The sequence below is a fragment of the Caballeronia sp. SL2Y3 genome (assembly GCF_022879575.1).
In the GTDB taxonomy this organism is placed as follows: Bacteria; Pseudomonadota; Gammaproteobacteria; order Burkholderiales; family Burkholderiaceae; genus Caballeronia.
In genome coordinates, this window is the sequence record NZ_CP084261.1 from 798,416 (window position 1) to 823,155 (window position 24,740).

Below are 24,740 nucleotides of genomic sequence, written 5' to 3' on the forward strand. Positions count from 1 at the left end.
CCGTCGCAGTCGTTTGCGCTGAACGCTTCAGCCTAGATTGAAGTCGATGCCCTGCGCGAGCGGCAATTCGGACGAGTAATTGATCGTGTTGGTCGCGCGGCGCATGTAGGCCTTCCACGCGTCCGAGCCCGATTCGCGCCCGCCGCCCGTTTCCTTTTCGCCGCCGAACGCACCGCCGATTTCCGCGCCGCTCGGCCCGATGTTCACATTCGCGATGCCGCAGTCGCTGCCCGATGCGGACAGGAATCGCTCGGCTTCGCGCAGGTCCGTGGTGAACGCACACGACGACAAGCCGTGCACGGCCGCGTTGTTCATCGCGATGGCTTCGTCGAAATCGCGGTAGCGCATCACATAGAGAATCGGCGCGAAGGTTTCCTTTAGGACAACTTCGGTTTGCGCGGGCATCTCGACGAGCGCGGGGCGCACGTAGTAGCCGTTCTCGCAGCCTTCGACCGTCACGCGCTCGCCGCCGAAGACCTTGCCGCCTTCGCCCTTCGCCTGTTCCAGCGCGTCCTGCATGCGCGCGAACGACTGCACGTCGATGAGCGGGCCCATCAACACGCCGTCGTTCAACGGATTGCCGATGGGCACTTTCGCGTACAGGTCTTTGAGGCGCGCGACGGTGTCATCGTAGATGCTGTCGTGAACGAAGAGACGCCGCAGCGACGTGCACCGCTGGCCCGCCGTGCCGACCGCCGAGAACAGAATGCCGCGCAGCGCGAGATCGCGGTTAGCCGTCTGCGAGACGATGCCCGCGTTATTGCCGCCGAGTTCGAGAATCGAGCGGCCGAAGCGGCGCGCGACCTCGACGCCCACCGCGCGGCCCATCTCCGTGCTGCCCGTCGCGCTGACGATATCCGAGCGCTTGTCCGCGACGAGCTGCGTGCCGATGTCACGGTCGCCGATCACGACCGCTGCGAGTCCCGGCGGCGCGCTGCCGAATTCGTCGAGCGCTTCGCGGAAGATGCGATCGACGGCGAGAGCGGTCAGCGGCGTTTTCTCCGACGGCTTCCAGACGACCGCATTGCCACACACGAGCGCAAGCGCCGCATTCCACGACCAGACCGCGACCGGAAAATTGAACGCGGAAATGACGGTGCATACGCCGAAGGGATGCCACGTCTCCGCCATGCGATGCCCCGGTCTTTCCGATGCGATCGTCAGGCCGTAAAGCTGCCGCGACAGACCGACGGCGAAATCGCAGATGTCGATCATTTCCTGCACTTCGCCGAGTCCTTCCTGCAGGATCTTGCCTGCTTCGAGCGAGACGAGCCGCCCAAGCGCGGTCTTCTTCTCGCGCAGGCGATTGCCGAGCAGCCGCACGAGTTCGCCGCGCCGCGGCGCGGGCACGTTGCGCCACTGAGCGAACGCCGTGCGCGCCTGAGCGAGCGTCGCGTCGACGTGGGCGGCGGTGTGGCGCTTCACGCGCCCGATGACCTGCCCCGTGATCGGCGACGTGACAGCGAGATCGCCGTCCTCGACGAGGCCTGCAATGCCGAGGTCGGAAAGAATCGATTGTGCGTCCACGGTGGAATCCTCTCAGTGCTGCTGCGTTGAATGGTGCGCCGACGTGTTTCTGATCAGAAACTTCGCGCGGTTGCGAGAGACTATACGCGCGGATGCCTCGCGTCACAATGCCGCCAATATACGGGTTCTCCCGAGGCGCGCCCGGCGAGCCAACGGTGCCGTCGGCGGCAGTCGCGATGTTATTATCGGAAACAAAATTTCCTGGCATCGTAATGACGACCCTTCCGACCCGCCAAGCGCCCGAGCAGTCCGCAGCCGATCTCGGCCGCCGCGTCAGACAGGCGCGCGTGGCACAGGACATGACGCTGGAGACGGCGAGCCGCTTGTGCGGCGTGTCGCGCTCGGCGCTTTCGAAGATCGAGAACGGGCTGATGTCGCCCACGTTCGATGTGCTCCAGAAGATCGTGCGCGGCTTGCAGATCGATCTGGGCGAACTCTTCGGCAACACGAGCGCGCCGAGCGCGAGCGGACGGCGCGCGCTCACGCGCCGCGATCAGGGCCAGCGTCACGCGTATCGCGGCTATCAGATGGAACTGCTCGCCACCGATCTCGCGCACAAGGCGATGCTGCCGTTTCGCATCCGCATTTCCGCGCACACGCTCGACGCCTTCGACGATTGGGGCCGTCACGAAGGCGAGGAATTTCTGTATGTGATCAGCGGCAGCGTCTGCCTGTACTCGGAACTCTACGCGCCGACGCATCTCAACGCCGGCGACAGCATCTACTTCGACAGCCGCACCGGGCACGCGGCCATCTCCATGAGCGAAGAAGACGCCGAAGTGCTGTGGATGGCCACCGGAGGCGGCGTGCCTGTGGCCCCGGCGTCCGCACCGGATGATCAGTGAGACGCGACGCCCTTTTCGCGTAGTTGAAGCCGCATCGGCATGTCGCTCGGCACCATCGTGAAGGCGCAGACCTCGTGGATGTTCGCCGGATCGGTCGCCAGCCGCGCGACGAAGTTCGCCGTCAGCATCGACACGACAAGCCGCATTTCCACCGACGCGAGATGCCGCCCCGGACACACGCGCGGCCCGGCGCCGAATTGCATCCAGGCGCGGGGTTCATGCGTCGGCGCGTCCGAGTCTGCTTCTCGCCGACGATCGCGCAGCCACCGCTGCGGGTCGTAGCGCGCGGCATCGGCGAAATGGCGCGCATCGAGCATGGCCGGGCGATTCAGCATGAACATCTTCGTGCCCGCCGGCAAGCGCACGCCGGACAACTGCACGTCTTCCAGCGGCTCGAACGACAAATACGGCGCGACCGGATGCAGACGGCCCGCCTCGGTGCAGACGGCTTCGCACGAATCGAGCGCGCGCATGGCGTCATAGGTCGGGCACACAGGCGCGTCGCCGAGCGCGTGGCGAGCATCGGCGGCCACGCGGGCTTGAAGCGCATCGTCGGTTCCGAGAAACAGCAGCGCCCAGGCAATCGACGTCGCCGTCGTGTCTTCGCCCGCCACCAGTAGCGTCATCACGTTGGCTGCGACGTCGTCGTCGGTGAGGTCGGCGCCGGGCGCGTCGCGCAGGGCCAGCATCGCTTCGAGCAGATTGCGCGGCTCGCTTTGCGCCTGCATGCGTGCGCGCGCACGGGCCATGAGCGCGCGAATATAGCGGTGCACTTCGGCCATCGCGTGTTCGAATCGACGGTCGCGCGGCATCTTCACATAGCGCCAGTATGCGAACGGCGCATTCACGCGCGACATGAGCATCGGCAGAAGATGCGCGAGATGCTGCTGGATGAGGTCGCCTTCGCGTTCCAGCGTGTTCGGGTCCTCGCCGAACGCGAGCGCGCTCGTCGCATCGACGGTGAAGCGCTTCAGGTCCGCGATCATATCGACGACGCTGCCCGAGCGCGCCGCCGCTTCCCAGCGCCGCCGCAGCCGGTCGGTGATGGCCGCGAGCGTCGGATAGAACGCCTTGATGTGCGGAATGGAGAGCGCCTGCATGACGAGGCGGCGTTGCGGTAGCCAGGCCGCGCCTTCGACCGAAAACAGCCCGTTGCAGCCGAACTCCTTCAGCACGGATTCGATCGGCTCGTAACGCCGGTAGCGATGTGGCCGCTCGCGCATCACGGCATGGCTCAGTTCGATGTCCGACCACACCGTGACCGGCGTGCGGCCGAGCCGGAACACGTACGGCGTGCCGAGTTCCTCGGCCCAGCGTTCGAGCGTCAGATGATGCGTCGCAGGCGGCAGCTGATGCAGATTGCCGATGAGCGGCAGACCGCGCGGCGACGGCAAGTCGTGGACTTCACGCGCGGGAGCGATGGCGGTCGCGGCTGACATGATCGGCCTCGTAAGGGGCTTGATCTGCAAAGGATAGTGCAGGGTGGGCGGGAGGGCGTCAGCGGGCGTTCACTGGCCGGTCATCTGCCTGCTATTGAAGACGCGGTTTCTGCGTGTGTATTCCCCTCTTAACTCAGCGGAGGCGCAGTGGCTCGACCGTTAGTTGCTTCTCGCCGTGGACTTCATTGAAGCCCTTTTCAATCTCCACTACAGTTCGCCATCCACGCTTTTTCACATCGACGCACGCGCTCCCCCGCGCATTCACCGAGAGACCGACGCATGGCGCACGACACATCCTTTTCCGCATCGCTCGATGCGGGCCTGAGCGGCGCGACCCGCGTGTATTTCATCGTCGGCGATCCGATCGCGCAGGTGCGCTCGCCCTCCGGCGTCACGGCGGCGATGCGCGCGGCTGGCCGCGACGCGATCGTCGTTCCCGCGCACGTCGCGCCGGCCGATCTCGACGCCTTCTTCGCCGGCGTGACGCCGATGCAGAACGTCGACGGCATCATCATCACGGTGCCGCACAAGTTCAGCGCCGTACGCTACTGCCGCACGCTCACCGGCGAGTCGACGTTCCTGGGCGCGACCAACATGCTCCGACGCAACGCCGACGGCACGTGGCACGGCGGCATGTCCGACGGCGTCGGCATGGTCGCCGCGCTCGCGGACGCAGGCTGTGCGCCGGCTGGTAAGCGCGCGCTGTTGATCGGCGCGGGCGGCGCGGGCTCGGCCATTGGTCAGGCGCTGATCGAGGCCGGCGTCGCGTCGCTCGCCGTCCGTGATTTCGATGCAGCGCGCACCGGCGCGCTCGTCTCGCGGCTCGCATCGCTCGGACGCGGCGCCGTCAGCATCGCCGATGACGGCGACGCGCCGGCACACGACATCGTGGTGAACGCGTCGCCGGCCGGCATGCGCGCAGGCGATCCGCTGCCTTTCGACGTATCGCGCCTGCCTGCGACGACGTTCGTCGGCGATGTCGTGACCAAGCCGCCCATCACGCCGTTCATCGAAGCCGCCCGGACTCGCGGCTGTCCGACCGTCACGGGCACGCAGATGTTCGGCCGCGTCTGCGACGCCATCGTCGATTTCCTGCTGCGCGATTGAATCGGCGGCTGGCGGAATCGGAGACGTCTGGTTCAAATAGGCCCGGCGCTGCTGCACCATACCGCGGCGCGCGCGCCTCCCTCAGCCGCGCATGCCGGCCGCCGCCGAAACATCGGCTCGCCGCCCTTTCGGGCGGTATTTTTTTGTCCGATGCTTCGCGGCTCTTGCGGCATAGACGCTCGACGTCGAACGGAGGGTTCTCAGAAGGTCAATGAAGGCTGCAATGAAATCGTATCAACGCATGGTCAAATGCCCGGCGCTGGCTGGCGTCGCCGTCGTCGTCGCATGCGCGCTGCTCGCGGCGTGCGCAACCGGTCCGGGCGCGTCCGGCGCGCTTCCCGCCGACGCCCGGCTCGCCAACGGGCGCATCGCGGACAAGCAATACCTGACCACGGTCACGACGAGCGCGGCATCGTCATCGGGGCCGGCGGTGAGCGTCGGCGGCGGCGGCGTGGGCGGCAGCGGCTGGAGCGGCATCGGCGCGGGCGCGGGACTGAGCTTCGATCTCACGAGCCTCTTCGACAAGGCTCCGGAACAGACCGCGAAGGTGTATCGCTACGGCGTGCAGACCCGCGACGGCGCGAAGCGGGAAATCGACAGCACGCTCGACGTGCAACCCGGCGCATGCGTCACGACGATCGATTCGGCGCAGCCCGGCTATCCGCGTCTGATGCCGTCGAACGAGTGCTGATTCGCTCGAAGCGCATCCAGCTTTCGCGACGGACACCGCTAAGAATGCGCGGATCGCGATAATCCCGCCAACGCGAAACGCAGTGCTTCCAAATGCCGGTTGAGTCGGCCATCCGGCCTTGCGATACTCACCTGCATTCAGTTGTCTCCTCACGCGTCCGTTCCCCCGTTCGGGACAGTCTCGCAACGGACGCGCTCTCGCCGCCTACCCCGGGCGGCTTTTTTTTGCCCGGCCCAACGAAAACGGGCGGCGTTCACCGAACGCCGCCCGCCTGTCCCGACGCCGTTTCCGGCGACGCTTATCGCTTACCGCTTACCGCTTACCGCTTATCGCTTATTGCGGCTCATACCACGAGTACGTGGGCAGCGCGCTGACCGGCGCGCCGATCTGGAAAGTGATATCGCGATGCGAGGTCAGCACGATATCGCGCGGGTCGCCCAGGTAACGCCGGGAGTCGCCGTTATCGTTGATGTAGACCACGACGTTGCCCTGGATGCCCGCGACGTTCGTCGTGGTCAGCGGCTGGCCCCAGATGTCGAACAACTGCCCGAGCGTGTAGGTCTTCACGTTCGGCGTTTCGATATGGACGATGCCGGTCTGGTCATGCGTGTGCATCTCGTAGTTGCAGCTTCCCGGAATGCCGATCTGCTTCGGGAATTGCAGCCACTGACCGTCCCTGATGATCGCGACGTGCGCGTGGACGTGGAACGTCTCGGCCATGCCCGCAGCGCAGGTGACGCCGTCGATCGGTGCGCCCGTCGCCGTGCCGCCCGCCGGCCACGCGGCCGTATCGCCGACTACGCCGCCATAGGTCAGCGTGACCGGAGTGTTGTTGAACGCGGGCGGATCGATCCACGTGTAGGTCGGGATCTGCGCAGGCGGCGTGCCGATGGCAAGCGTCACTTCGCCGTGCTGCGGCAGGACGAGACTGGCGAGATCGCCCGTGTACTTCTGAAGCGCGCCGCCCGTGTTCACCCATGCGGTGACCGGCCCGCTGATACCCGCGACGTTCGTCGAGGAAAGCGGCTGCCCCCACACGGCGAAGAACTGGCCGAGCGTGTACGACGCATTGCTCGTTTCATCCATGCGGATCTTGCCGGTGTTGTCGTCGGTATGCACCGGATAGACGCAGCCGGTCTGCAACGCCATGGTCGGCGCGACAGTGCCGATACCCGCGGGCAGCGCCAGCAGCTTGCCGTTCTGATAGATGGACAGGTGCGAGTAGCTGTAGGTATTGCCCGCGACCGCGCAGTTCAGGCTGCTCACCTGCTGGCCCGTGCCGCCGCTCGCGGTCGAGCCGCTCGGCCATTGCGCCGTGCCAAGAGCCGTGCCGTCAACGACTTGCGTCGCAGCGGCGAGCGTCGGCGTCACGTTGGTGGAACCGGTCGAGCTGGCGCCGCTCGGCGCACTCGCGCCCGTCGGCGAGCTTGCGCCGGAACTCGTCGTCGTGGTCGTGCCCGTTCCGTTAGAACTGGTGCCGCCGCCACCGCCGCCGCAACCGGCAAGTAAAACCAACGCGGCTGCCGAAGCAAGGGCGCTAATCCACTGAGTATGTTTTCCTTCCATGTCTCAACTCCGCCTATCGTTAAATAAATTCGTTGCGGCATGCGTTTTCAGGCGCACAACGCTCCGCGATGACATGCGCATGCATGCCTTCTGCGTGAATCGAGCATCAACAAAACTTCGCGAACGACATGAAACCGGGCAAAACGCGTGTTTTGCTCGGAGGCGCTGGTCTCATGCGCGCAAGTTTTGCCTATATGGCTTTTGCATGCGGTCGAATAAGCCCGACACATGCACTGGCCACAGAATCACGCCCTGACGGGCGCTCTTGTAATGCTCAAGAGTTCTGAGCAATAGAGAAACGTGTACCTGCGAATGGGTAAATCGCTGGTGGAACGAAGCGTAACGTTCAAGCCTAATTGCCGCAAGTGAATTTGTCGGGCTAATGAATGTTCGTGGTTATCGCGCGGCAATTAGTCATTCAAATGACAAGACAAAAAGAATGCGGAAGACAAAACAAAGTATTAATCCGCAATGTCACGGCTAACGCTAATTGACACTCACTGGCGCCGCGTGAAAGCATCCACGCGCATTGCCTCATGCAACCGCCCCGCTCTCTATCGGAGTGCTCACATGATCTTTCACGCGTCCATTCCCGCCCGCGATCCGAAGCACGTCGCGCACGTGCTCGCGGAACTCTGGGACGGCTTCGCCGCGCCCTTCTCTCCGTTTCCCGATGCATGGATGGCCGTCGCGGGCGACGAGCGCGGCAGCATCATCGAGGTCTATCCGAGCGACCGGGTGATCACGCCCGGCGGCGGGCATGAGACAAGCGTGAGCTACGGCGCGGGAACGGTCGAGAGGCCGCAATACAGCGCGTTCCATATGGCCATCGCGACACAGCGCAGCGCCGCCGACGTGCTGGCGATCGGCGAGCGCGAGGGCTGGCGCGCCGTGCGTTGCACGCGCGGCGACCATTTCTTCGACGTGATCGAGTTCTGGATCGAGAACGCCACGATGCTCGAATTCCTCACGCCCGAGATGCAGGCCGAGTACCTGGCGTTCGCTACGCCCGAAAACTTCAGGGCGATGGCGGCAGCGGCAGCCGCAGCCGTCTGATTCAGCGGGCGGCGGCGGGCGCGTTACCGGTCACACGAATGGCGGGAAAGCGGTCAGTCGGCTTCGCGATCTCGTCTTGCGACGCCACGATCTCCAGTTCGTAGCGGCCCGCCTCGTAGGTGGCCCTCACCACGGCATTGACCGCCGCGAGCGTATGTTCGAGCGCGTTGCGCAACGAATCGCCGAGCAGCGTGCGCGCGACGAACACCGCGCTCGTCAGATCGCCGACGCCGACGGGCTGCCGCGCGAACGGATACAGCGGCCGCTGCGCGAACCATGCCTCGTTCGCGCTGACCGCGAGCATGTTGAACGTATCGGCGCGGCTGTTGCGATCCAGCAGATGCTTGACGAGCACGATGCGCGGCCCCCGCGCGATGACTTCGCGGCACGCATCGACCGCTTCTTCGACGTTCTCGATGGTCCGGCCCGTGAGCTTCTGAAGCTCGTTGTGATTGGGCATGATCGCATCGGCGACTTCGGGCATCGTCGTGACGAGGAAATCTTCGATGCCGGGCGCGACCGTGCAGCCGCCCTCGACGCCCATCACCGGATCGCAGAAGTAAAGCGCGCGCGGATTCACCGCCTTCACCATCTTGACGATCTCGACGACCGCGCGGCCCTGTTCCGTCGCGCCGAGATAACCGGAGAGCACCGCGTTGCAGCGCGCGAGCACGCCGATCGCGCCGATGCCTTCGATCACGCTTTGCAGTTCCTCGGCATCCACCACGCCGCCGGTCCAACGGCCGTATTGCGTGTGATTGGAAAACTGCACCGTGTTGAGCGGCCAGACGTTCACGCCGAGCCGCCGCATCGGAAAGACCGCCGCGCTGTTGCCAGCATGCCCGAACACGACGTGCGACTGGATACTCAGGACATTGTTCATGTTGTCATTTCCGGACTGGCAAGGGAGGCAGTGAGACGACGGTCGAAGTCGATTCGGCGGGCCATTGTGTATTGTGCCGCCCCAACGCCCCGCGCGGCATCGCGTGGTCGTTATAAATTGCGGCGCCGCATTTTGTCCAGTGCGCGCATGCAACAGCGCCGCGTGTCACACTTGCGCCGTTCACGACACGCGTCCTGGAATGCGCCTTGCTCACTGCGCTCGACGACCAATGCCTGCCGGCAACAAAAATTCGAACGCCAGCCCCGCAGGATTCGAACGCGCGCCGATAATGCTACGAACATCAACGCGCGCACCGCCCGACGCAGCGGCCGCCAACCCTCGAGGATCGAAGCACCGCCTAGCATCCACACGACATCAACAGACGCAGGTCAAAATCAGGAGCCGACATGGAGACGCCGTCAAAGAATCGCACCGACTTGCAGAAGTCCACGCTCGCAATCGTCCTCGCCGGCGGTCGCGGCACGCGTCTCGGGCCGCTCACGGACAAGAGAGTCAAACCCGCCGTCCACTTCGGCGGCAAATACCGCATCATCGACTTCGCGCTGTCCAATTGCCTCAACTCGGGCATTCGCCGCATCGCGGTGGTCACGCAGTACAAGGCGCATTCGCTGTTGCGCCATCTTCAGCGCGGCTGGGGTTTCCTGCGCGGCGAGTTCAACGAATTCATCGACATCTGGCCGGCGCAGCAGCGCGTCGATTCGAGCTGGTATCGCGGCACCGCCGACGCCGTGTTCCAGAACCTCGACATCATCCGGTCGATCGCGCCGGAGTTCATCATCGTGCTCGCCGGCGATCACGTCTACAAGATGGACTACACGCGCATGGTGCTCGACCACGTCGAGAGCGGCGCGGACTGCACGGTCGGCTGCATCGAAGTGCCGCGCATGGAAGCGACGGCCTTCGGCGTGATGCATGTGGACGAGAACCGCCGCGTCACCGCGTTCCTGGAGAAGCCCGCCGATCCGCCCGCCATGCCCGGCAAGCCGGACGTCGCGCTCGCGAGCATGGGCATCTACGTGTTCAGCGCGAAGTATCTGTATCACCTGCTCGAAGAGAACATCGCCGCGTCCAGCACCGACCACGATTTCGGCAAGGACATCATTCCGCGCGTCGTGACGAGCGGCCGGGCGATCGCGCATCCGTTCGGCATGTCTTGCGTCACGTCCGACAACGATCCTAACGCGCCCGCCTATTGGCGCGATGTCGGCACCGTCGACGCCTACTGGGCCGCCAATCTCGACCTCGCTTCGACCATTCCGCAACTGGATCTCTACGACCGCAAGTGGCCGATCTGGACCAATCAGGAACAGTTGCCGCCCGGCAAGTTCGTGCGCGATCTGAACGGCCAGCAAGGCGCGATCACGAATCTGCTGGTATGCGGCGGCTGCGTGATTTCGGGCTCGCAGGTGTCGAAGTCGGTGTTTTCGTCGGCGGTGCGCGTGCACTCGTTCTGTAACATCAATGAGGCAGTCTTGTTGCCTCAGGTGACGGTGGGGCCGAGTTGCCGCTTGCAGCGCGTGGTGATCGACCGCGGCTGCACGGTGCCCGAGGGTCTCGTGATCGGCGAGGATCCCGAAGAAGACGCCGCGCGGTTCTTCCGCACGGAGTCGGGCGTCACGCTCGTCACGCGCGACGCGCTCGCGCGGCTCGCCGAGCGTTGATCGCGAAGCGACGCCTGGGGCGGGCGCGCCGCTCGCCCGATAACGCAGTCAAACCATAATCGACGGGAGCGCCGATGACCGTATGCGTGCTGCATGTCGCAGCAGAGATGTTTCCGCTTCTGAAAACCGGCGGCCTCGCCGATGTGGTCGGCGCGCTGCCGCCCGCGCAATCGCAACTCGGCGCGGACGTGCGCGTCGTGCTGCCCGGCTTTCCGGCCGTGATCGCCGGGCTTTCCGATATCCAGCCGGTGACGAGTCTCGGCGCGGCCTTCGGCGCGAACGACGTGCGGCTCGAACGGGGCGTGTTGCAGCCGCACGGCGTCGTGGTCTATGTGGTGCGCGCCGATCAGTTCTACGACCGTCCGGGCAATCCGTATCTGGACGCGTCGCACAAGCCGTACGCCGATAGCGACCGCCGCTTCGCGCTCCTCGGCTGGAGCGCCGCGCGCATCGCGACGGGCGCGGATCCCGCGTGGCGGCCGCATATCGTCCATGCGCACGACTGGCACGCGGGTCTCGGGCCCGCGTATCTGCGCGCGTTCGAGCGTGGCGGCGCGCCGCGCGTGCCGACCGTGATGACCGTGCACAACCTCGCGTATCAGGGCGTCTTTCCCGCGTCGCAGTTCGGCGCGCTGCAATTGCCGGCCGATTTCTTCGCGGTCGAAGGCGTCGAGTTCTACGGCCAGACGTCGTTCCTCAAAGCCGGTCTGTACTACGCGGACCGCATCACGACTGTCAGCCCGACGTACGCCCGCGAAATCCAGACGCAAGCACAGGGCGCGGGCCTGCACGGCCTGCTGCAAACGCGCACGCACGACATCAGCGGCATTCTGAACGGCGTCGACTATGCGATCTGGAGCCCCGCGATCGACGACGCCATCGCCACGCGCTATACCGCCGCCAAACCCGCCGGCAAGAGCAAGTGCAAGACGGCGCTGCAGGAGCGCATGGGACTGAAACGCGACGACGACGCGCTGCTCTTCGGCGTCGTCAGCCGGCTCACGGAGCAGAAAGGCATCGATCTGCTGCTGTCGGCGGTGCCGGAGATCGTGCAGCGCGGCGGGCAGCTCGTGGTGCTCGGCACCGGCGACCCGGCGCTCGAAACCGGGCTCAAGAACGCCGCGGCCGCGCATCCGAGTGCGGTGGCGGTCGAACTCGGCTTCGACGAAACGCTCTCGCATTCGATCATCGCGGGCAGCGACGTCGTCATGGTGCCCTCGCGCTTCGAGCCTTGCGGGCTCACGCAGCTATACGCGCTCGCCTACGGCTCGTTGCCGCTCGTGCATTGCGTGGGCGGCCTCGCGGACACGGTCGTCGATTGCTCGCTCGAAAATCTCGCCGACGACACAGCCACCGGCTTCGTCTTCGACCGATTCCAGCGCGCGGGCATGGTCGCCTCGATCCGCCGTGCGTTTGCGCTGAAGGCGCGGCGCAGCGAGTGGAAGACGGTCGTCAAACGGGCGATGACGCAGAACTTCGGCTGGGAGACGGCGGCGCAACGCTACGCCGAGGTCTACCGGCAACTCGTCGGCGCGTGAGAATGCGTCGCATGTCGGGCGCGCACCTTGCTGCCGCCTGCCATCGGATCAACCGACATCAGGAAGGCTCATGCAAAAAGCCCTCGCAGGCCAGATTGCGCTCGTGACCGGCGGCAGCTCCGGCATCGGCGCGGGCGTCGCGAAGGCGCTGGCGGACGCCGGCGCGCACGTCGCCATCAACTATCACTCGCACGCGGAGCCGGCTGAGAAGCTCGCCGACGAGATTGCCGCGCTCGGCGGCGAGGCATTCGCCGTCGGCGCGGACGTGTCAGACGAGAAAGCCGTCGACGCCATGTTCGACGCCGTCGTGAAGCGCTTCGGCACGGTGGATATCGTCGTCGCGAATTCGGGATTACAGCAGGACGCGAAGTTCGTCGACATGACGCTCGACGAGTGGCGCCAGGTCATCGACACGAATCTGACCGGGCAATTCCTGACGGCGCAGCGCGCGGTGCGCGAGTTCGTGTGGCGCGGGCCGCGGCCGGTGTCGAAGGCGCTCGGCAAGATTATCTGCATGAGTTCCGTGCACGAAGTCATTCCGTGGGCGGGACATGTGAACTACGCTTCGTCCAAGGGCGGCATTCAGATGCTGATGAAGTCGCTCGCGCAGGAAGTCGCGCCGCAGCGCATCCGCGTCAATTCGATCGCGCCGGGCGCGATCCGCACGCCCATTAACGAGGACGCGTGGGATTCGAAGGAAGCGCTCGACCGGCTGCTGAAGCTCGTGCCGTACGGACGGATCGGCGAGGTCGAGGATATCGGCCGCGCCGCCGTCTGGCTCGCGTCCGATGACAGCGATTACGTCGTCGGCACGACGCTTTTCGTCGATGGCGGCATGACGTTGTATCCCGGTTTCGCCGACAACGGCTGATTCGCCTATGAACTCTGTGAAAGTGGACGTCGCCGTGATCGGCGCGGGCACGGCCGGCATGGCCGCGTTTCGCTCGGCGCGCGATGCGGGCGCGAAGGCGGTGCTGATCGAAAGCGGCGAACTGGGGACGACGTGCGCGCGCGTCGGCTGCATGCCGTCGAAGCTGCTGCTCGCCGCCGCCAACGGTTTGCACGACGCGCGTGCGCTCGCGGCGCGCGGCATAGAAGGCACGCATGCGCTCGATGCGGACTCGGCGCGCGTCATGGACTACGTGCGCCGGGAGCGCGATCATTTCGTGGGCGGCGTGATCGAGGAAACAGAAGCGTTCCCGGACGGCTCCATCCTGCGCGGACAGGCGCGCTTCGAAGCGCCGGGGCGGCTTCTCGTCGGCGACCACACGCAGATCGACGCGAAAAGCGTCGTCATCGCGACGGGCGCGGCGGCGAGCGTGCCCGACGAGCTCAAAGTCTTCGGCGACAAGCTCATCACGAGCGACGATCTCTTCGAACTGCGCACGCTGCCCAGGCGCATGGCCGTGTTCGGCACCGGGCCGCTTTCGCTCGAACTGGGACAGGCGCTCGCGCGACTGTCGGTGGAAGTGTTCATGTTCGGCAACAACGGCAGCGTGGCGGCGCTCTGCGACACGCCCGTGCGCGACGCGCTCACGGCGGCGCTCGCCGACGAGTTTTATCTGGATCCGGACGGCAACATCGAACAGATGTCGCTCGAAGACGGCCGGCCGACGCTACGCTTCAAAACGCGCGACGGCACCACGCGCACCGAACAGTTCGACCTCGTGCTCGCCGCCACGGGCCGCGCGCCGAATCTGAAGCCGCTCGCGCTGGAACACGCCGGCATCGAACTGAACGAAAAGGGCGTGCCGCGCTTCGACGAATCGACAATGCAGTGCGGCGACAGCGCGATCTTCATCGCCGGCGACTGCGACGGCACGCGTCCGTGGCTGCAGGATGCCGCCGACGAAGGCAAGCTCGCCGGCGAGAACGCCGCGCGTTTCCCCGACGTGCAGCCGGTGAAGCGCAAGATTCCGTTCTCGATCGTGTTCTGCGAGCCGCAGGTGGTGATCGTCGGCGCGTCGTACGAATCGCTCGACAAGCAGATGACGGTGACGGGCGCGGTGTCGTTCGAAACGCAGGGACGCAGCCGCGTGATGCGCCAGAACCGCGGCCTTCTGCACGTCTACGCCGACGCAAAAACCGGCCGGCTGCGCGGCGCGCAAGGCTGCGGGCCGGCGCTGGAGCACGTCGGCCATCTGCTCGCATGGGCGATCCAGCTCGAACTGACGCTCGACGACGCGCTGAAGCTGCCGTTCTATCACCCGGTTGTGGAGGAAGGCTTGCGCACCGCGTTGCGCGACGCCAGCGAGAAGTGGTACGCCGAACGCGCCGCCAAGCCGCCGAACCTGACAAGCGCGGCGGGCTGCTAGTACGACGCGCTTCGGAAAAAGACAAAGGCCGGCTGTCGAACAGCCGGCCTTTGCTTTGTGACGACTAAAACTGCGCCGCGAATCAGGTTCCGCTCAACCCATATTGCAGCGCAAGGTCGAAGCCGAGCACGACCATCGAGCAGAACAGTCCGAGCAGCAGATTCGCCAGCCGGTGGCCGACATCCTTATGGCGCGTCAGCACGGCCCCCGCGAGGAACGCGATTTCCACGATAACCTGCATGGCGAACACGGCGATCATCAACGCGAACTCGTAGCCCATCGCATTGAAGTTCATGAAGTTGAAGCCGTTCACCGCAACCCAGGATCCCACTCGCCAGGCTTCGTATGCCAAAAGCAGCAACGGAAAGAAATAGCTGGCTACGTAAGTCGGCATCGTGGCATGCCGGAGTTCCATATTCAAATGACGTGTAACTTGCATCGCGTGCTCCTCATCTGATCGCCCGAAAGACCGGGCTCGTCGCCTGCATCGGAGGCGCGCGCGACACCGTTTCTCCTAGTGTGGCACTGAACGGCACACGCGCGTCGTGCTTTCAGAATAGGACATTTTTTTGGAAAGCGAATCATCGTAATCCCGATGACTCCGCCCAGTAAGCCACAGCGCGATGCATTGTGCAGTGCAACTGAATAAAGCAGTTATTCCGGCAAACGCATTCGGCACGCACGTGCGTGCCGAACTCACTCACTCGTGCTTCCCGTATAGCTTGATAATGCCTGAAAAATCGAGTCCGCCGAGGCCTTGCTGACTCATCGACTGATAGAGTTGCTGCGCGATTGCGCCCATGAAAACAGGCTGCTTTGCGCCGCGCGCCGCATCGACGGCGAGGCCGAGGTCCTTGAGCATCAGGTCGGCGCCGAAGCCGCCGCTATAACCGCGCGATGCCGGCGCTGTCTCAACAATGCCCGGATAGGGATTACACGTATCCGAGCTCCAGCAGCGCCCCGTAGACGTGTTGATGATCGCGGCCAGCTTCGAAGGATCGATGCCCAGCGTTTCGCCGAGTCTCATCGCTTCTGCGACGCCGATCATCGAAATGCCGAGCAAGAGGTTGTTGCAGATCTTCGCGATCTGTCCGGTGCCCGTCTCGCCGCAGCGCACCATGTTCTTGCCCATGCCCGAGAGCACCGGCCGCAGCGTTTCGAAGAGCGCCTCGTCCGCGCCGACCATGAAGGTGAGCGTGCCCGCCTGCGCGCCGACCACGCCGCCCGAGACCGGCGCATCCGCGAACGGATTGCCGTGCGCCGCCGCGGCCTCGCCGATGAGCTTCGCGGTGGCCGGATCGATCGTACTGCTGTCGATGAGCGGCACGCCCGCGCCCACGCCTGCCAGCACGCCGTCGTCGTTCAGATAGACGGCTTTGACGTGCGGCGCGGCGGGCAGCATCGTGATGACGACTTCCGCGCCTTCTGATGCGGCGCGCGGCGAACCGGCGAGCGTCGCGCCCGCTGCCTTCGCCGCGTCGAGCGCGGGCGGCGACAGATCGAAGGCCGTCACCGCGTGACCCGCCTTTAGCAGATTCGCGGCCATCGGGCCGCCCATGTGGCCCAGTCCGATAAAACCGATTCGCATCGCGTGTCTCCTTGTCGTTATCGGAGCGAAATGGTCGTGTTGACGCCGTCGTTCACGGTGGCGTCGTCGAACCAGCGCGCCGTGACCGTCTTCGTCTGCGTGTAGAACTGCACGACCTGCTTGCCGTACGGCCCGAGATCGCCGAGCCTCGAGCCGCGCGAACCGGTGAAGCTGAACGACGGCACCGGCACCGGAATCGGAATGTTGATGCCCACTTGTCCGATGTCGATCTCGCTCTGGAACTTGCGCGCCGCCGCCCCGCTCTGCGTGAAGAGACCTACGCCGTTGCCCATCGGATTGCGGTTGACGAGCGCGATGGCGTCGTCGAGCGTGGCCGCTTCCAGCACGCACAGCACCGGCCCGAAAATCTCAGTCTTGTAGATGGCCATGTCGGTGCTCACGTCCGAGAAAATGGTCGGGCCGATGAAGTTGCCGTTCTCGTAGCCGGTCACGGTGATATCGCGGCCGTCGAGCGCGAGCGTCGCGCCCTCTTCCACGCCTTTTGCGATCAGGCCGAGAATGCGCTCCTTCGCGGCGCGCGAGACGACGGGTCCCAAGTCCGCGCCCGGCTCCGTGCCCGCGCTTACCTTGAGCGAACGCGCCCGGTCGACCAGATCCGGCAGCCAGCCCTTCGACGCGCCCACGAGCACCACCACCGACGTCGCCATGCAACGCTGCCCCGCCGCGCCGAAGCCCGCGCCGGCCAGCGCGTTGAGCGTCTGCTCCTTGTTCGCGTCCGGAAGCACGACGGCGTGGTTCTTGGCGCCCATCATCGACTGGACGCGCTTGCCGTGCTGGCTCGCCAGGTTGTAGACGTGCGTGCCGACCGCCGTCGAGCCGACGAACGACACCGCCTTGATATCCGGATGCGTGCAGAGCGCATCGACGACATCTTTGCCGCCATGCACGACGTTGAGCACGCCCGGCGGCACGCCCGCTTCCATCGCCAGTTCGACGAGTTCCATCGTCGAAAGCGGGTCCTGTTCGGACGGCTTCAGCACGAAGGTGTTGCCGCAGACGATCGCCATCGGGAACATCCAGAGCGGGATCATCGCGGGAAAATTGAACGGCGTGATGCCGGCGCAGACGCCGATCGGCTGGCGCAGCGTGTAGGTATCGACGCCGCCCGCGACGTTCTCCGCGAACTCGCCCATTTGCAGCGTGCCGATGCCGCACGCGTGCTCCACCACTTCGAGACCGCGGAAGATATCGCCTTCGGCGTCCGCGAGCGTCTTGCCCTGCTCGGCGGTCAGCGTCTGCGCGATGCGCTTCATGTTCTGGCGAATCAGGTCCTGAAAGCGAAGCATGAGCCGCATGCGCGTGCCGAGCGGCGTCGTGCGCCACATCTCGAACGCCTTCTGCGCGGCGGCGACGGCGGCGTTCACCTCGTCCGCCGTCGCGAACGGCACGCGGCCGACGACTTCCTGCGTCGCCGGATTGACGATGTCCCGCCATTCGCCCGTTTTCGACTCGACAAACGCGCCGTCGATCAGCAGTTTGGCGGTACGCACGGACGCGCCGGAGCGCGCACCCTGCGCCGGATGTTCAGCAACGATATTCACGGATGACTCCTCGATTGGAACAGTGCGGAGAAAGGAGCGAAGACGCGCGGGCGTGACGCGGACAGAGCGTCGGGGGAAAAGGCATGTCGTCTCCGTTATAGGTCTCGGCCCGCTATTCGGCACTATTCGGCAGGCTCGTGCCTTTGAGTATAGTTATGCAAAAGTCCGCCCTGGCACTAGAAAAACACCCGACCGATATGCAAAAAGGCCCGAAGTTCGACGCCGCGAAACTGAACTGGGACGACCTGCGCTATTTCCTCGAAGTGGCGCGCACGCAGCGCGCGAGCGGCGCGGCCAAGCGCCTGGGCGTCGATTACACGACGGTCGCGCGGCGCGTGCGCGCGCTCGAAGACGCGCTCGGCACGCTGCTCTTCGACAAATCGCGCAGCGGCGGCTTCGTGCTGACCGCCGAGGGCCAGCGCCTGCTCGGCTTCGTCGACGCAATGGAAACCACGGTGCAATCCGCCGCCGAGCAGATCGCCAACACGGGGCACGCGCTGTCGGGTCACGTGCGCGTCGGGTCGACGGAAGGCTTCGGCTGCTTCTTTCTCGCGCCGCATCTCGCGCGGTTTCAGGACGCGCATCCGAATATCTCCATCGACCTGTTGCCGGTGCCGCACTTCGTGAGCCTCTCGAAGCGCGAGGCGGATATCGCGGTGACGCTCGAACGCCCCGAGCAAGGGCAGTACGTCTACACCAAGCTCTGCGACTATCGCCTCAAGCTCTACGCGACGCCCGGCTATCTCGACGCGCACGCGCCGATTCGCGCGAAAGACGATCTGCGCGATCACCGCTTCGCGAGCTATATCGACGACCTCGCGTTCAGTCACGAACTGCTGTATCTGGAGCGCGCGGTGCCCGGCGCGGTGTCGCGCTGGCGCAGCACGAGCGCGATCGCGCAGTATCACGCCGCGTTGCAGGGACGCGCGCTCGCCATTCTGCCGTGCTTCATGGCGTCGCCCGACGCGCGGCTCGTGCCCGTGCTGCCGGAAGAAATCGTCGTGACGCGCGCGTTTTTCCTGTCGTGTCGCGAAGACTTGCGCCGGTTGAGGCGCATCACCGCCGTCTGGGATTACCTGCGCGCGGCCGCCGAGCTGAACCACGCGTTCCTCATGGGCGACGCACCCGACATCGCCTGGGTAGACATCAAGTCATCCTGACGATACTTTCGCGATACGTTCAACCTTTTTGACGTTGTTGGCGCGCGCAAGTGGTTTAATGGCCGCTTTCCCGCGATGCGTCCACGCATCGCAACCGGCGTCATCCGCCGGGTTCGTATTAATTTGATTCGCCATCCCGACGAATTGTCGGCGCGCCGGGCCATCGTGCGGCATCATCGCCGGCCCGCGTTATCGCGTCGTCCGTCGCGGCGTTGCTATCTCCGTGAATCGATTGAGCTTTCTGCTAATTCAACCTAGTCCGGACGCGCGCGCCGGCTCACTGCCCGCCGTTCGCTGATGTCGTTCGTCATCTGGTCAAGACGCTCCGTGTCGAGCCAGCGCGTGCGCTTCGTCGAAGCGCGCACGGCCCGCACCATCGCCGTCATCGGGCTGATTGCGCTGCTCATCGCCGCGCTCGCGCTCGGCATTGCCATCGGCACGACCTTCGCGCGCAGTCATCTCGGCGAGGAGCAGGCGTTCGTGTCGCGCCGTTCTTACGAGATCGAGCAGCTCGGGCGCATCGACGCCGACATCGGCGCGCTCGTGCCGCGCGTCGCGGCGCTGTCAGCGCAGGTCGGCGAGTTGCGCGATTTCGATAACCGGCTGAAGGCCGCGCCCGGCGCGGGCACGGCGGCCGGCGTCCACGACGTGCCGCCGCTGCCCGACAGCGAAGGCGCCGCCAGCGCGCTCGACGGCGCGGGCGGTCCCGAACTGCCGCCACGTCTTTGCAACGCGGAGCGCGCGCACGACGGCACGCCGTCAGAGCGCCTCAAGAACGCGCAGAAGGTCATCGGCTGCCTGAGCGACACGCTCTCGCAGTTGCAAGGCCAGGCCATCGCGCATTACACCGCGTACATGGCGTTTCCCGGCCGCGATCCCGCGCCCGGCTCGCACTTCGGCTCGCCTTACGGCAACCGCATCGATCCGTTCACCGGACACGTGAGCTTTCATCCCGGACTCGACCTTGTCGCGCCGACCGGCACGCCGATTCTCGCGAGCGCAGGCGGGCGCGTCATTCAGGCGGGCGAGCGCAACGGCTACGGCAACGCGGTGGATATCCGCCACGGCAACGGCACGGTGACGCGCTACGGCCACGCGTCGCGCATTCTCGTGACCGAAGGCCAGTTCGTGATGCCGGGCGACGAAATCGCCGAAGTCGGCTCGACGGGCCGCTCGACCGGGCCGCATCTGCACTTCGAAGTGATCGTGGGCGGCGCGCAGCTCAATCCGAAGCCTTATCTCATGCTCTTCAGGCAGAAACCCAATGCGCAAGGCTGATTCGAAGCGGGTCTCGCTGAAGCTGACCCAACATTCCTATGCGCTCACGCCCAAGCGCAGCACCGCGTATATCCCCGGCGTGATCGCCGCCCTCTGCGCGATGGGCGCGCTCGTCGCGGCCGGCTACGCGCTCAAGACCTCGCACGAACAGGCGCGCAAGCTCGACGTCCTCCGCGCGCCGCCCGTGTCCGAGCAGAAGCTGCGCGAAGAGCTGGCGCATGCGCAGTTCGCGCTGGAACAGCAGACGGCAGCGCGCGCCGCGCTCGAACAGCGCGCCATGCAAAGCGCCGCGCAGATCGAGCGGCTGCAAACCGACCTCGCCTTTTTGAAGAAGCAACGCTGATTCATCCGACCGACCGAGCACGCAATGACGCGTGGTCGTGAAGCCACCTTTACCGCATCGCAAGGAACCGCCATGTTTTCATCGAAGAAAGATTCGCAAGGCGTCAAGCCGGCCAAGCTCTCCACCCTGATCGCGCAGAATGTCCATATTTCGGGCGACCTCGAATTCAGCGAAGGCCTGCGCATGGACGGTCAGGTGACCGGCAACGTCACCGGCCGCGCCGGCGACGAATCGCTGCTCGTCGTGAGCGATCAGGGCGCGATTCACGGCAACGTCAGCGCGTACGACGTCATCATCAATGGCCGCGTGGTCGGCGACGTAATGGTCGCGCATTTCGTCGAGCTTCAATCGAATGCGCACGTGCACGGCAACATCTACTATCAGAAGCTGCGCATGGACGTCGGCGCGACGGTCGAAGGCAAGCTGACCAAGCTCGACGCAATGCAGTCGAACGTGGCCGCGCTGCCCGCCGCGGAAGTCGTCCCGCAGCTCGACTACACGGCAAGCTGAGCGCCGCTCGCGCGTGCAAATACAGGGCGCGTGGCGCGTCGCGATCCGCTAAGATTTCCACGATGAAGTCCGCGCGCCCGCGCCTGTCGTGCATTCTGTGCATCTTGCAAAGGCGGCGCGTGCCTGATTACATCGAGATAACAAGGGCGCCCCATGCTGGTCAATTGCGCGGCTTATCAGAACGGCCGAAAGCTCGCAGACGTACAAATCGACGACATCAATACGTACCGGGACCTGCCCGACTCGTTCATCTGGGTCGCGTTGAAGGAGCCCGGTCCGGGCGAACTCGCGCACATGGCGCATCAGTTCGGCCTGCATGAACTGGCCGTCGAGGACGCGCAACACGGGCATCAGCGGCCGAAGATCGAGGAGTACGGCGATTCGCTTTTCGCGGTGTTCCATACCGTCGAATTCGACGAGGAAGGCGAACTGCTCGTCGGCGAGATCAACGTGTTCGTCGGGCGCAACTACGTGATCTCCGTGCGCAACCGCACCACGCAAGGTTTCCAGGAAGTGCGCAAACGCTGCGAGCGCGAGCCGCAGCTGCTCAAGCACGGCCCGGCGTTCGTGATGTATGCGCTTCTCGATGCCGTCGTCGATCGCTATTTCCCCGTGCTGGAAGCACTCGGCAACGCGCTCGACGAAGTGGAAGAGCGCATCTTCGAGCGCAACGGCTCGGCGGCGTCGCGCGAGATCATCGAAGACCTGTATTCGCTCAAGCGCCGCATGACGCTCATGCAGCATCACACGGCGCCGCTGCTCGAAGCCGTGAGCAAGCTCTATGGCGGGCGGCCGCCGGGCGTATGTGCGGGCATGCAGGAATATTTCCGCGACGTCTATGACCACCTGCTGCGCATCGTGAAGACGATCGAAGGCCGCCGGGAGATGATCGTGACGGCGATTCAGGTGAACCTCGGCCTGATCGCGCTCGCGGAAAGCGAAGTCACAAAGCGCCTCGGCTCGTTCGCCGCCCTTTTCGCGGTCCCGACGATGATCGCCGGCATTTACGGCATGAACTTCCACCGGATACCGGAGCTGGACTGGACGTACGGCTATCCGGCGTGCCTCGGCGCGATGTTGCTGGTCGATATCGTGCTGTACTGGCGCTTCAAGAAGGCAGGTTGGTTATAATACGGGTTCTATGCGAAGTCATCGCAAGAAACCAGCACCATTCGCCGGGCATCGCGCAAGGAACTTTTGCGCGGTTTCCTCTGTCTAAACGGATTCTGTCGCGACGCAGCCTCAGTGCCTAATCAGTAGCTTGTCTCAGTAGCTTGTATTTCGGCTTTCTGACCGCACTTGGAAGTCACAGCAGACCCATTCACCGCATCACACCGCACGTCGGCACTCGCGGCATCGCCCTGAATCTCGGTCGAAGCCTCGCAGGGAGCCGGCGTCGCCGTCCCGGTCATGCCGGCCAGGGCTTGCCGCTCGAAGGCGAGTTCCGTCGTTCCGGCCTATGCCGTCAAGCTCGCCACGAGCCTGAAAGCAAGACGCGGCGCGTTCGTCGTTCGAGCGCGCCGGCTCACGCCCGACTTCGCTTCCGACGCGTTGCAGCGGCGATGCGCTCTGCGCACCGTCGAGCGCCGACACTCGCGAATGCCGTTGCGTGGCGTCGAGCGGCGCGGCACCACTATTACTTGAACAGGAGCTCAAATGGCGAAAGAAGAACTCATCGAACTCGACGGTATCGTTGACGAAGTGCTTCCCGACAGCCGCTATCGCGTGACGCTGGACAACGGCGTCGTCGTCGGCGCGTATGCCTCGGGCCGCATGCGCAAGAATCACATCCGCATTCTGGCCGGCGACCGCGTGACGCTGGAAATGTCGGTGTATGACATGACGAAGGGCCGCATCAACTTCCGTCACAAGGACGAACGCGCAAGCGGCGGCGGCGCAGCCCGCGCGCCGATGCGCCGCCGTTAAATCAGCCGTATCACGCTACACCACGCGCCGACAAGAGCGCGTTGATTCCCACCGCGAAGCCGTCCTCGTCGTTCGTCGACGAGACGAGGCTCGCGCGTCGTTGCACCGCGTCCGACGCCTGTCCCATCGCGATCGACGTCCCCGCAATGTCGAACATCGCGATATCGTTGCTCATGTCGCCGAGCACGGCCACGCGCTCGAGCGGTACTTTGCGGCGCTTCGCCAGTTCGCGCACCGCGTCGCCCTTGTTGGCGAGCAGATGCGTGATGTCGAGGTAATAGCTCTGCGAGCGCGCCGCGTTCGCGCGCCCTTCGAGCTGTGTCTGCAACTGCGCTTCGACGCGTTCGAGCAGCGGCGCGTCCGCCGTCGAACCGACGATCTTGTCGACGGCATCCAGATCCACATCGTCGAAACGCTGCACGAGCACGCCGTCATAGCCGACCGTGCGCCGTTCGCGCGGCACATACGCGCCGTCGGGATTCGTGAGATACCACACGTCGCCGACGAACACCCACGCATCCACGCCCGCGGACGCGAGCGCCTCGAGCGACGTCTGCACGGCATCGCGCGGCAGCTTGTGGGCGGCGAGCACTTCCCACGTGCCCGGCTGAACGAGATTGCCGCCGTTATACGACGCATACGGCATGTCGACGCCGAGCGTCTCCACGATATAGCGCATGCCCGCGCCCGGCCGGCTGCTCGCGACGGTGAACTCGACGCCCGCTTGCCGCAGACGCCGCACCGCGTCCTTCGCGTGTTCGCTGATCGACTTGTCGGTGTGAAGCAGCGTGCCGTCGCAGTCCGAGACAACCAGTTGGACGTGCGCGAGCGCCTCGAACGCGGCGGCGGCGTCGCCGCTTATGCTGTGCAAACCGAATTGGCCATTGGCATTCATGAAGGCGCTCCTTCGCGCTGATTGAAGTCGGAGAGTTGGCGAGTCTCGCGAACCGAGCGCGGATGCCACAGCTTCGCGCCGCCCTCGATGCCCGCCGCGTTCGATACGACCGCCACGTTCGGCGGCAACTCGAAGTTCAGATGCGTGGCGTTGCCCCCGCCGATCCAGAGCTTGTCGAAATTGACGAGCGTGTCGAGAATGCCGAGCACCTTCTCGACGCGGCGGTTCCAGCGCTTGTTGCCGGCTTTCTCGCGCGCCGCGTTGCCGATGTATTCGTCGTAGGTTCGGCTTTTCGACACCGGATGATGCGCCAGTTCCAGGTGCGGCATGAGTTCGCCGTCGCGAAAGAGCGCGGTGCCCGCGCCCGTGCCGAGCGTCAGCACGAACTCCAGGCCGCGACCTTCGATAGCCGCGAGTCCTTGCATTTCGGCATCGTTGATCATGCGCGCGGGCATGCCGCCGAGACGCTGGGAGATCATGTCCGCAAGCGGCACGCGCTGCCAGTATTCGTTGCCGAGATTCGGCGCGGTCAGCACGACGTTATCGCGCACGACGCCGGGAAAGCCGATCGAGATGTGCGTCGGCGGCTCGGTGAGAATCGGCTGCACGAGCGCGACGAGCGTATCGACGACCACGTCGGGCATCGCGGGCTTGGGCGTCGGCACGCGCACGCGCTCGCTCTTCATCTCGCCGTCTTCGGACAGCACCGCGGCCTTGAGCCCTGTCCCGCCGATGTCGATGGCGAGAATGCGGTCAGCCTTCACCGTCCCCTTCGCGGTGCTCGCGCGCTTTCTTTGCTTCGTTCGGGTTTCCGTGGTCACGCTTGTCA

General features: G+C 65.2%; 24 protein-coding genes. 14 read left to right on the forward strand and 10 right to left on the reverse strand.

Annotation, left to right across the window (positions count from 1 at the left end):
• Positions 1–27 precede the first annotated feature (27 nt).
• Positions 28–1,527: an aldehyde dehydrogenase family protein gene (locus tag LDZ26_RS16980; RefSeq protein WP_244849332.1), complete on the reverse strand. Its 1,500-nt coding sequence runs from the start codon at positions 1,525–1,527 to the stop codon at positions 28–30.
• Positions 1,528–1,739: 212 nt separating this feature from the next.
• Here LDZ26_RS16980 and LDZ26_RS16985 point away from each other — a divergent pair, with 212 nt between their 5' ends.
• Positions 1,740–2,372 carry a helix-turn-helix domain-containing protein gene (locus LDZ26_RS16985; protein WP_244849333.1) on the forward strand — a complete coding sequence of 211 codons (633 nt, stop codon included), beginning with the start codon at positions 1,740–1,742 and terminating at the stop codon, positions 2,370–2,372.
• Here LDZ26_RS16985 and LDZ26_RS16990 read toward each other — a convergent pair.
• A complete protein-coding gene (locus LDZ26_RS16990) occupies positions 2,366–3,811 on the reverse strand; it encodes a cytochrome P450 (protein WP_244849334.1) in 1,446 nt (481 codons plus the stop codon). The two genes, LDZ26_RS16985 and LDZ26_RS16990, sit on opposite strands and share 7 nt — an antisense overlap.
• Before the next feature lie 279 nt (positions 3,812–4,090).
• Between LDZ26_RS16990 and LDZ26_RS16995 the strand changes: the two genes are divergently transcribed.
• Entirely contained in the window at positions 4,091–4,918 is an 828-nt protein-coding gene (locus LDZ26_RS16995; protein ID WP_244849335.1) for a shikimate dehydrogenase, read from the forward strand.
• Between the two features lie 223 nt (positions 4,919–5,141).
• Positions 5,142–5,609 (forward strand): hypothetical protein, encoded by a 468-nt coding sequence (locus tag LDZ26_RS17000; RefSeq protein ID WP_244849336.1) that lies wholly within the window; start codon positions 5,142–5,144, stop codon positions 5,607–5,609.
• A 333-nt stretch (positions 5,610–5,942) separates the two neighbouring features.
• On the opposite strand, the gene LDZ26_RS17005 is transcribed toward LDZ26_RS17000, so the two are convergent.
• Entirely contained in the window at positions 5,943–7,175 is a 1,233-nt protein-coding gene (locus tag LDZ26_RS17005) for a hypothetical protein (RefSeq protein ID WP_244849337.1), read from the reverse strand.
• Between the two features lie 570 nt (positions 7,176–7,745).
• Between LDZ26_RS17005 and LDZ26_RS17010 the strand changes: the two genes are divergently transcribed.
• Positions 7,746–8,231 carry a hypothetical protein gene (locus tag LDZ26_RS17010; RefSeq protein ID WP_244849338.1) on the forward strand — a complete coding sequence of 162 codons (486 nt, stop codon included), beginning with the start codon at positions 7,746–7,748 and terminating at the stop codon, positions 8,229–8,231.
• Between the two features lies 1 nt (position 8,232).
• Here LDZ26_RS17010 and pdxY read toward each other — a convergent pair whose 3' ends face one another.
• Positions 8,233–9,114 (reverse strand): pyridoxal kinase PdxY, encoded by an 882-nt coding sequence (gene pdxY / locus LDZ26_RS17015; protein ID WP_244849339.1) that lies wholly within the window; start codon positions 9,112–9,114, stop codon positions 8,233–8,235.
• 407 nt (positions 9,115–9,521) lie between these two features.
• On the opposite strand from pdxY, the gene glgC reads away from it, so the two are divergent.
• The 4 genes from glgC (at position 9,522) to LDZ26_RS17035 (ending at position 14,649) form a co-directional block, all read left to right on the forward strand.
• Entirely contained in the window at positions 9,522–10,796 is a 1,275-nt protein-coding gene (gene glgC, locus LDZ26_RS17020; protein ID WP_244849340.1) for a glucose-1-phosphate adenylyltransferase, read from the forward strand.
• 74 nt (positions 10,797–10,870) lie between these two features.
• Positions 10,871–12,334, forward strand: a complete 1,464-nt coding sequence (gene glgA, locus LDZ26_RS17025) for a glycogen synthase GlgA (protein ID WP_244849341.1) — start codon at positions 10,871–10,873, stop codon at positions 12,332–12,334.
• Positions 12,335–12,404: 70 nt separating this feature from the next.
• A complete protein-coding gene (locus tag LDZ26_RS17030) occupies positions 12,405–13,205 on the forward strand; it encodes an SDR family oxidoreductase (protein ID WP_244849342.1) in 801 nt (266 codons plus the stop codon).
• Positions 13,206–13,212: 7 nt separating this feature from the next.
• Complete coding sequence (locus LDZ26_RS17035) at positions 13,213–14,649, forward strand: dihydrolipoyl dehydrogenase (protein WP_244849343.1); 1,437 nt, start codon at positions 13,213–13,215, stop codon at positions 14,647–14,649.
• Positions 14,650–14,731: 82 nt separating this feature from the next.
• Here LDZ26_RS17035 and LDZ26_RS17040 read toward each other — a convergent pair whose 3' ends face one another.
• The 3 genes from LDZ26_RS17040 to LDZ26_RS17050 form a co-directional block, all read right to left on the reverse strand.
• Positions 14,732–14,980 carry a hypothetical protein gene (locus LDZ26_RS17040; protein ID WP_370650692.1) on the reverse strand — a complete coding sequence of 83 codons (249 nt, stop codon included), beginning with the start codon at positions 14,978–14,980 and terminating at the stop codon, positions 14,732–14,734.
• A 369-nt stretch (positions 14,981–15,349) separates the two neighbouring features.
• Complete coding sequence (gene mmsB, locus LDZ26_RS17045; protein WP_244849344.1) at positions 15,350–16,237, reverse strand: 3-hydroxyisobutyrate dehydrogenase; 888 nt, start codon at positions 16,235–16,237, stop codon at positions 15,350–15,352.
• Between the two features lie 17 nt (positions 16,238–16,254).
• Positions 16,255–17,799: a CoA-acylating methylmalonate-semialdehyde dehydrogenase gene (locus tag LDZ26_RS17050; protein WP_244849345.1), complete on the reverse strand. Its 1,545-nt coding sequence runs from the start codon at positions 17,797–17,799 to the stop codon at positions 16,255–16,257.
• 197 nt (positions 17,800–17,996) lie between these two features.
• Here LDZ26_RS17050 and LDZ26_RS17055 point away from each other — a divergent pair, with 197 nt between their 5' ends.
• A complete protein-coding gene (locus LDZ26_RS17055; RefSeq protein ID WP_244849346.1) occupies positions 17,997–18,959 on the forward strand; it encodes a LysR family transcriptional regulator in 963 nt (320 codons plus the stop codon).
• Here LDZ26_RS17055 and LDZ26_RS17060 read toward each other — a convergent pair.
• A complete protein-coding gene (locus tag LDZ26_RS17060; protein ID WP_244849347.1) occupies positions 18,951–19,136 on the reverse strand; it encodes a hypothetical protein in 186 nt (61 codons plus the stop codon). The genes LDZ26_RS17055 and LDZ26_RS17060 overlap by 9 nt on opposite strands.
• A 120-nt stretch (positions 19,137–19,256) precedes the next feature.
• On the opposite strand from LDZ26_RS17060, the gene LDZ26_RS17065 reads away from it, so the two are divergent.
• From LDZ26_RS17065 to infA, 5 genes are all read left to right on the forward strand, one after another.
• The gene (locus tag LDZ26_RS17065) at positions 19,257–20,237 is read left to right on the forward strand and encodes a M23 family metallopeptidase (protein ID WP_244849348.1); all 981 of its coding nucleotides are present in this window, start codon (positions 19,257–19,259) and stop codon (positions 20,235–20,237) included.
• On the forward strand, positions 20,224–20,580 hold the full coding sequence (locus tag LDZ26_RS17070; RefSeq protein ID WP_244849349.1) for a hypothetical protein: 357 nt from the start codon (positions 20,224–20,226) through the stop codon (positions 20,578–20,580). The genes LDZ26_RS17065 and LDZ26_RS17070 overlap by 14 nt, the downstream gene beginning before the upstream one ends.
• 72 nt (positions 20,581–20,652) lie before the next feature.
• Positions 20,653–21,090, forward strand: a complete 438-nt coding sequence (locus tag LDZ26_RS17075; RefSeq protein ID WP_244849350.1) for a polymer-forming cytoskeletal protein — start codon at positions 20,653–20,655, stop codon at positions 21,088–21,090.
• A 153-nt stretch (positions 21,091–21,243) separates the two neighbouring features.
• Complete coding sequence (gene corA, locus LDZ26_RS17080; RefSeq protein WP_244849351.1) at positions 21,244–22,221, forward strand: magnesium/cobalt transporter CorA; 978 nt, start codon at positions 21,244–21,246, stop codon at positions 22,219–22,221.
• Positions 22,222–22,746: 525 nt separating this feature from the next.
• On the forward strand, positions 22,747–23,016 hold the full coding sequence (gene infA, locus LDZ26_RS17085) for a translation initiation factor IF-1 (RefSeq protein WP_175941889.1): 270 nt from the start codon (positions 22,747–22,749) through the stop codon (positions 23,014–23,016).
• A gap of 10 nt (positions 23,017–23,026) precedes the next feature.
• Here the strand turns inward: infA and LDZ26_RS17090 are convergent, their stop codons facing one another.
• Positions 23,027–23,911 (reverse strand): HAD family hydrolase, encoded by an 885-nt coding sequence (locus LDZ26_RS17090; protein ID WP_244849352.1) that lies wholly within the window; start codon positions 23,909–23,911, stop codon positions 23,027–23,029.
• Positions 23,908–24,732 (reverse strand): ROK family protein, encoded by an 825-nt coding sequence (locus LDZ26_RS17095; RefSeq protein ID WP_370650693.1) that lies wholly within the window; start codon positions 24,730–24,732, stop codon positions 23,908–23,910. The genes LDZ26_RS17090 and LDZ26_RS17095 overlap by 4 nt, the downstream gene beginning before the upstream one ends.
• Between the last annotated feature and the right edge of the window lie 8 nt (positions 24,733–24,740).

Coding starts and splice junctions, on each gene's coding strand:
- pdxY (WP_244849339.1), bottom strand. CDS start 9,114: ATGAACAATGTCCTGAGTATCCAGTCGCACGTCGTGTTCGGGCATGCT.
- LDZ26_RS17035 (WP_244849343.1), top strand. CDS start 13,213: ATGAACTCTGTGAAAGTGGACGTCGCCGTGATCGGCGCGGGCACGGCC.
- LDZ26_RS17060 (WP_244849347.1), bottom strand. CDS start 19,136: ATGATGCCGCACGATGGCCCGGCGCGCCGACAATTCGTCGGGATGGCG.
- LDZ26_RS17010 (WP_244849338.1), top strand. CDS start 7,746: ATGATCTTTCACGCGTCCATTCCCGCCCGCGATCCGAAGCACGTCGCG.
- infA (WP_175941889.1), top strand. CDS start 22,747: ATGGCGAAAGAAGAACTCATCGAACTCGACGGTATCGTTGACGAAGTG.
- LDZ26_RS17065 (WP_244849348.1), top strand. CDS start 19,257: ATGTCGTTCGTCATCTGGTCAAGACGCTCCGTGTCGAGCCAGCGCGTG.
- mmsB (WP_244849344.1), bottom strand. CDS start 16,237: ATGCGAATCGGTTTTATCGGACTGGGCCACATGGGCGGCCCGATGGCC.
- LDZ26_RS17030 (WP_244849342.1), top strand. CDS start 12,405: ATGCAAAAAGCCCTCGCAGGCCAGATTGCGCTCGTGACCGGCGGCAGC.
- LDZ26_RS17090 (WP_244849352.1), bottom strand. CDS start 23,911: ATGAATGCCAATGGCCAATTCGGTTTGCACAGCATAAGCGGCGACGCC.
- LDZ26_RS17000 (WP_244849336.1), top strand. CDS start 5,142: ATGAAATCGTATCAACGCATGGTCAAATGCCCGGCGCTGGCTGGCGTC.
- LDZ26_RS17075 (WP_244849350.1), top strand. CDS start 20,653: ATGTTTTCATCGAAGAAAGATTCGCAAGGCGTCAAGCCGGCCAAGCTC.
- LDZ26_RS17055 (WP_244849346.1), top strand. CDS start 17,997: ATGCAAAAAGGCCCGAAGTTCGACGCCGCGAAACTGAACTGGGACGAC.
- LDZ26_RS16990 (WP_244849334.1), bottom strand. CDS start 3,811: ATGTCAGCCGCGACCGCCATCGCTCCCGCGCGTGAAGTCCACGACTTG.
- LDZ26_RS17070 (WP_244849349.1), top strand. CDS start 20,224: ATGCGCAAGGCTGATTCGAAGCGGGTCTCGCTGAAGCTGACCCAACAT.
- glgA (WP_244849341.1), top strand. CDS start 10,871: ATGACCGTATGCGTGCTGCATGTCGCAGCAGAGATGTTTCCGCTTCTG.
- glgC (WP_244849340.1), top strand. CDS start 9,522: ATGGAGACGCCGTCAAAGAATCGCACCGACTTGCAGAAGTCCACGCTC.
- LDZ26_RS17005 (WP_244849337.1), bottom strand. CDS start 7,175: ATGGAAGGAAAACATACTCAGTGGATTAGCGCCCTTGCTTCGGCAGCC.
- LDZ26_RS16985 (WP_244849333.1), top strand. CDS start 1,740: ATGACGACCCTTCCGACCCGCCAAGCGCCCGAGCAGTCCGCAGCCGAT.
- corA (WP_244849351.1), top strand. CDS start 21,244: ATGCTGGTCAATTGCGCGGCTTATCAGAACGGCCGAAAGCTCGCAGAC.
- LDZ26_RS16995 (WP_244849335.1), top strand. CDS start 4,091: ATGGCGCACGACACATCCTTTTCCGCATCGCTCGATGCGGGCCTGAGC.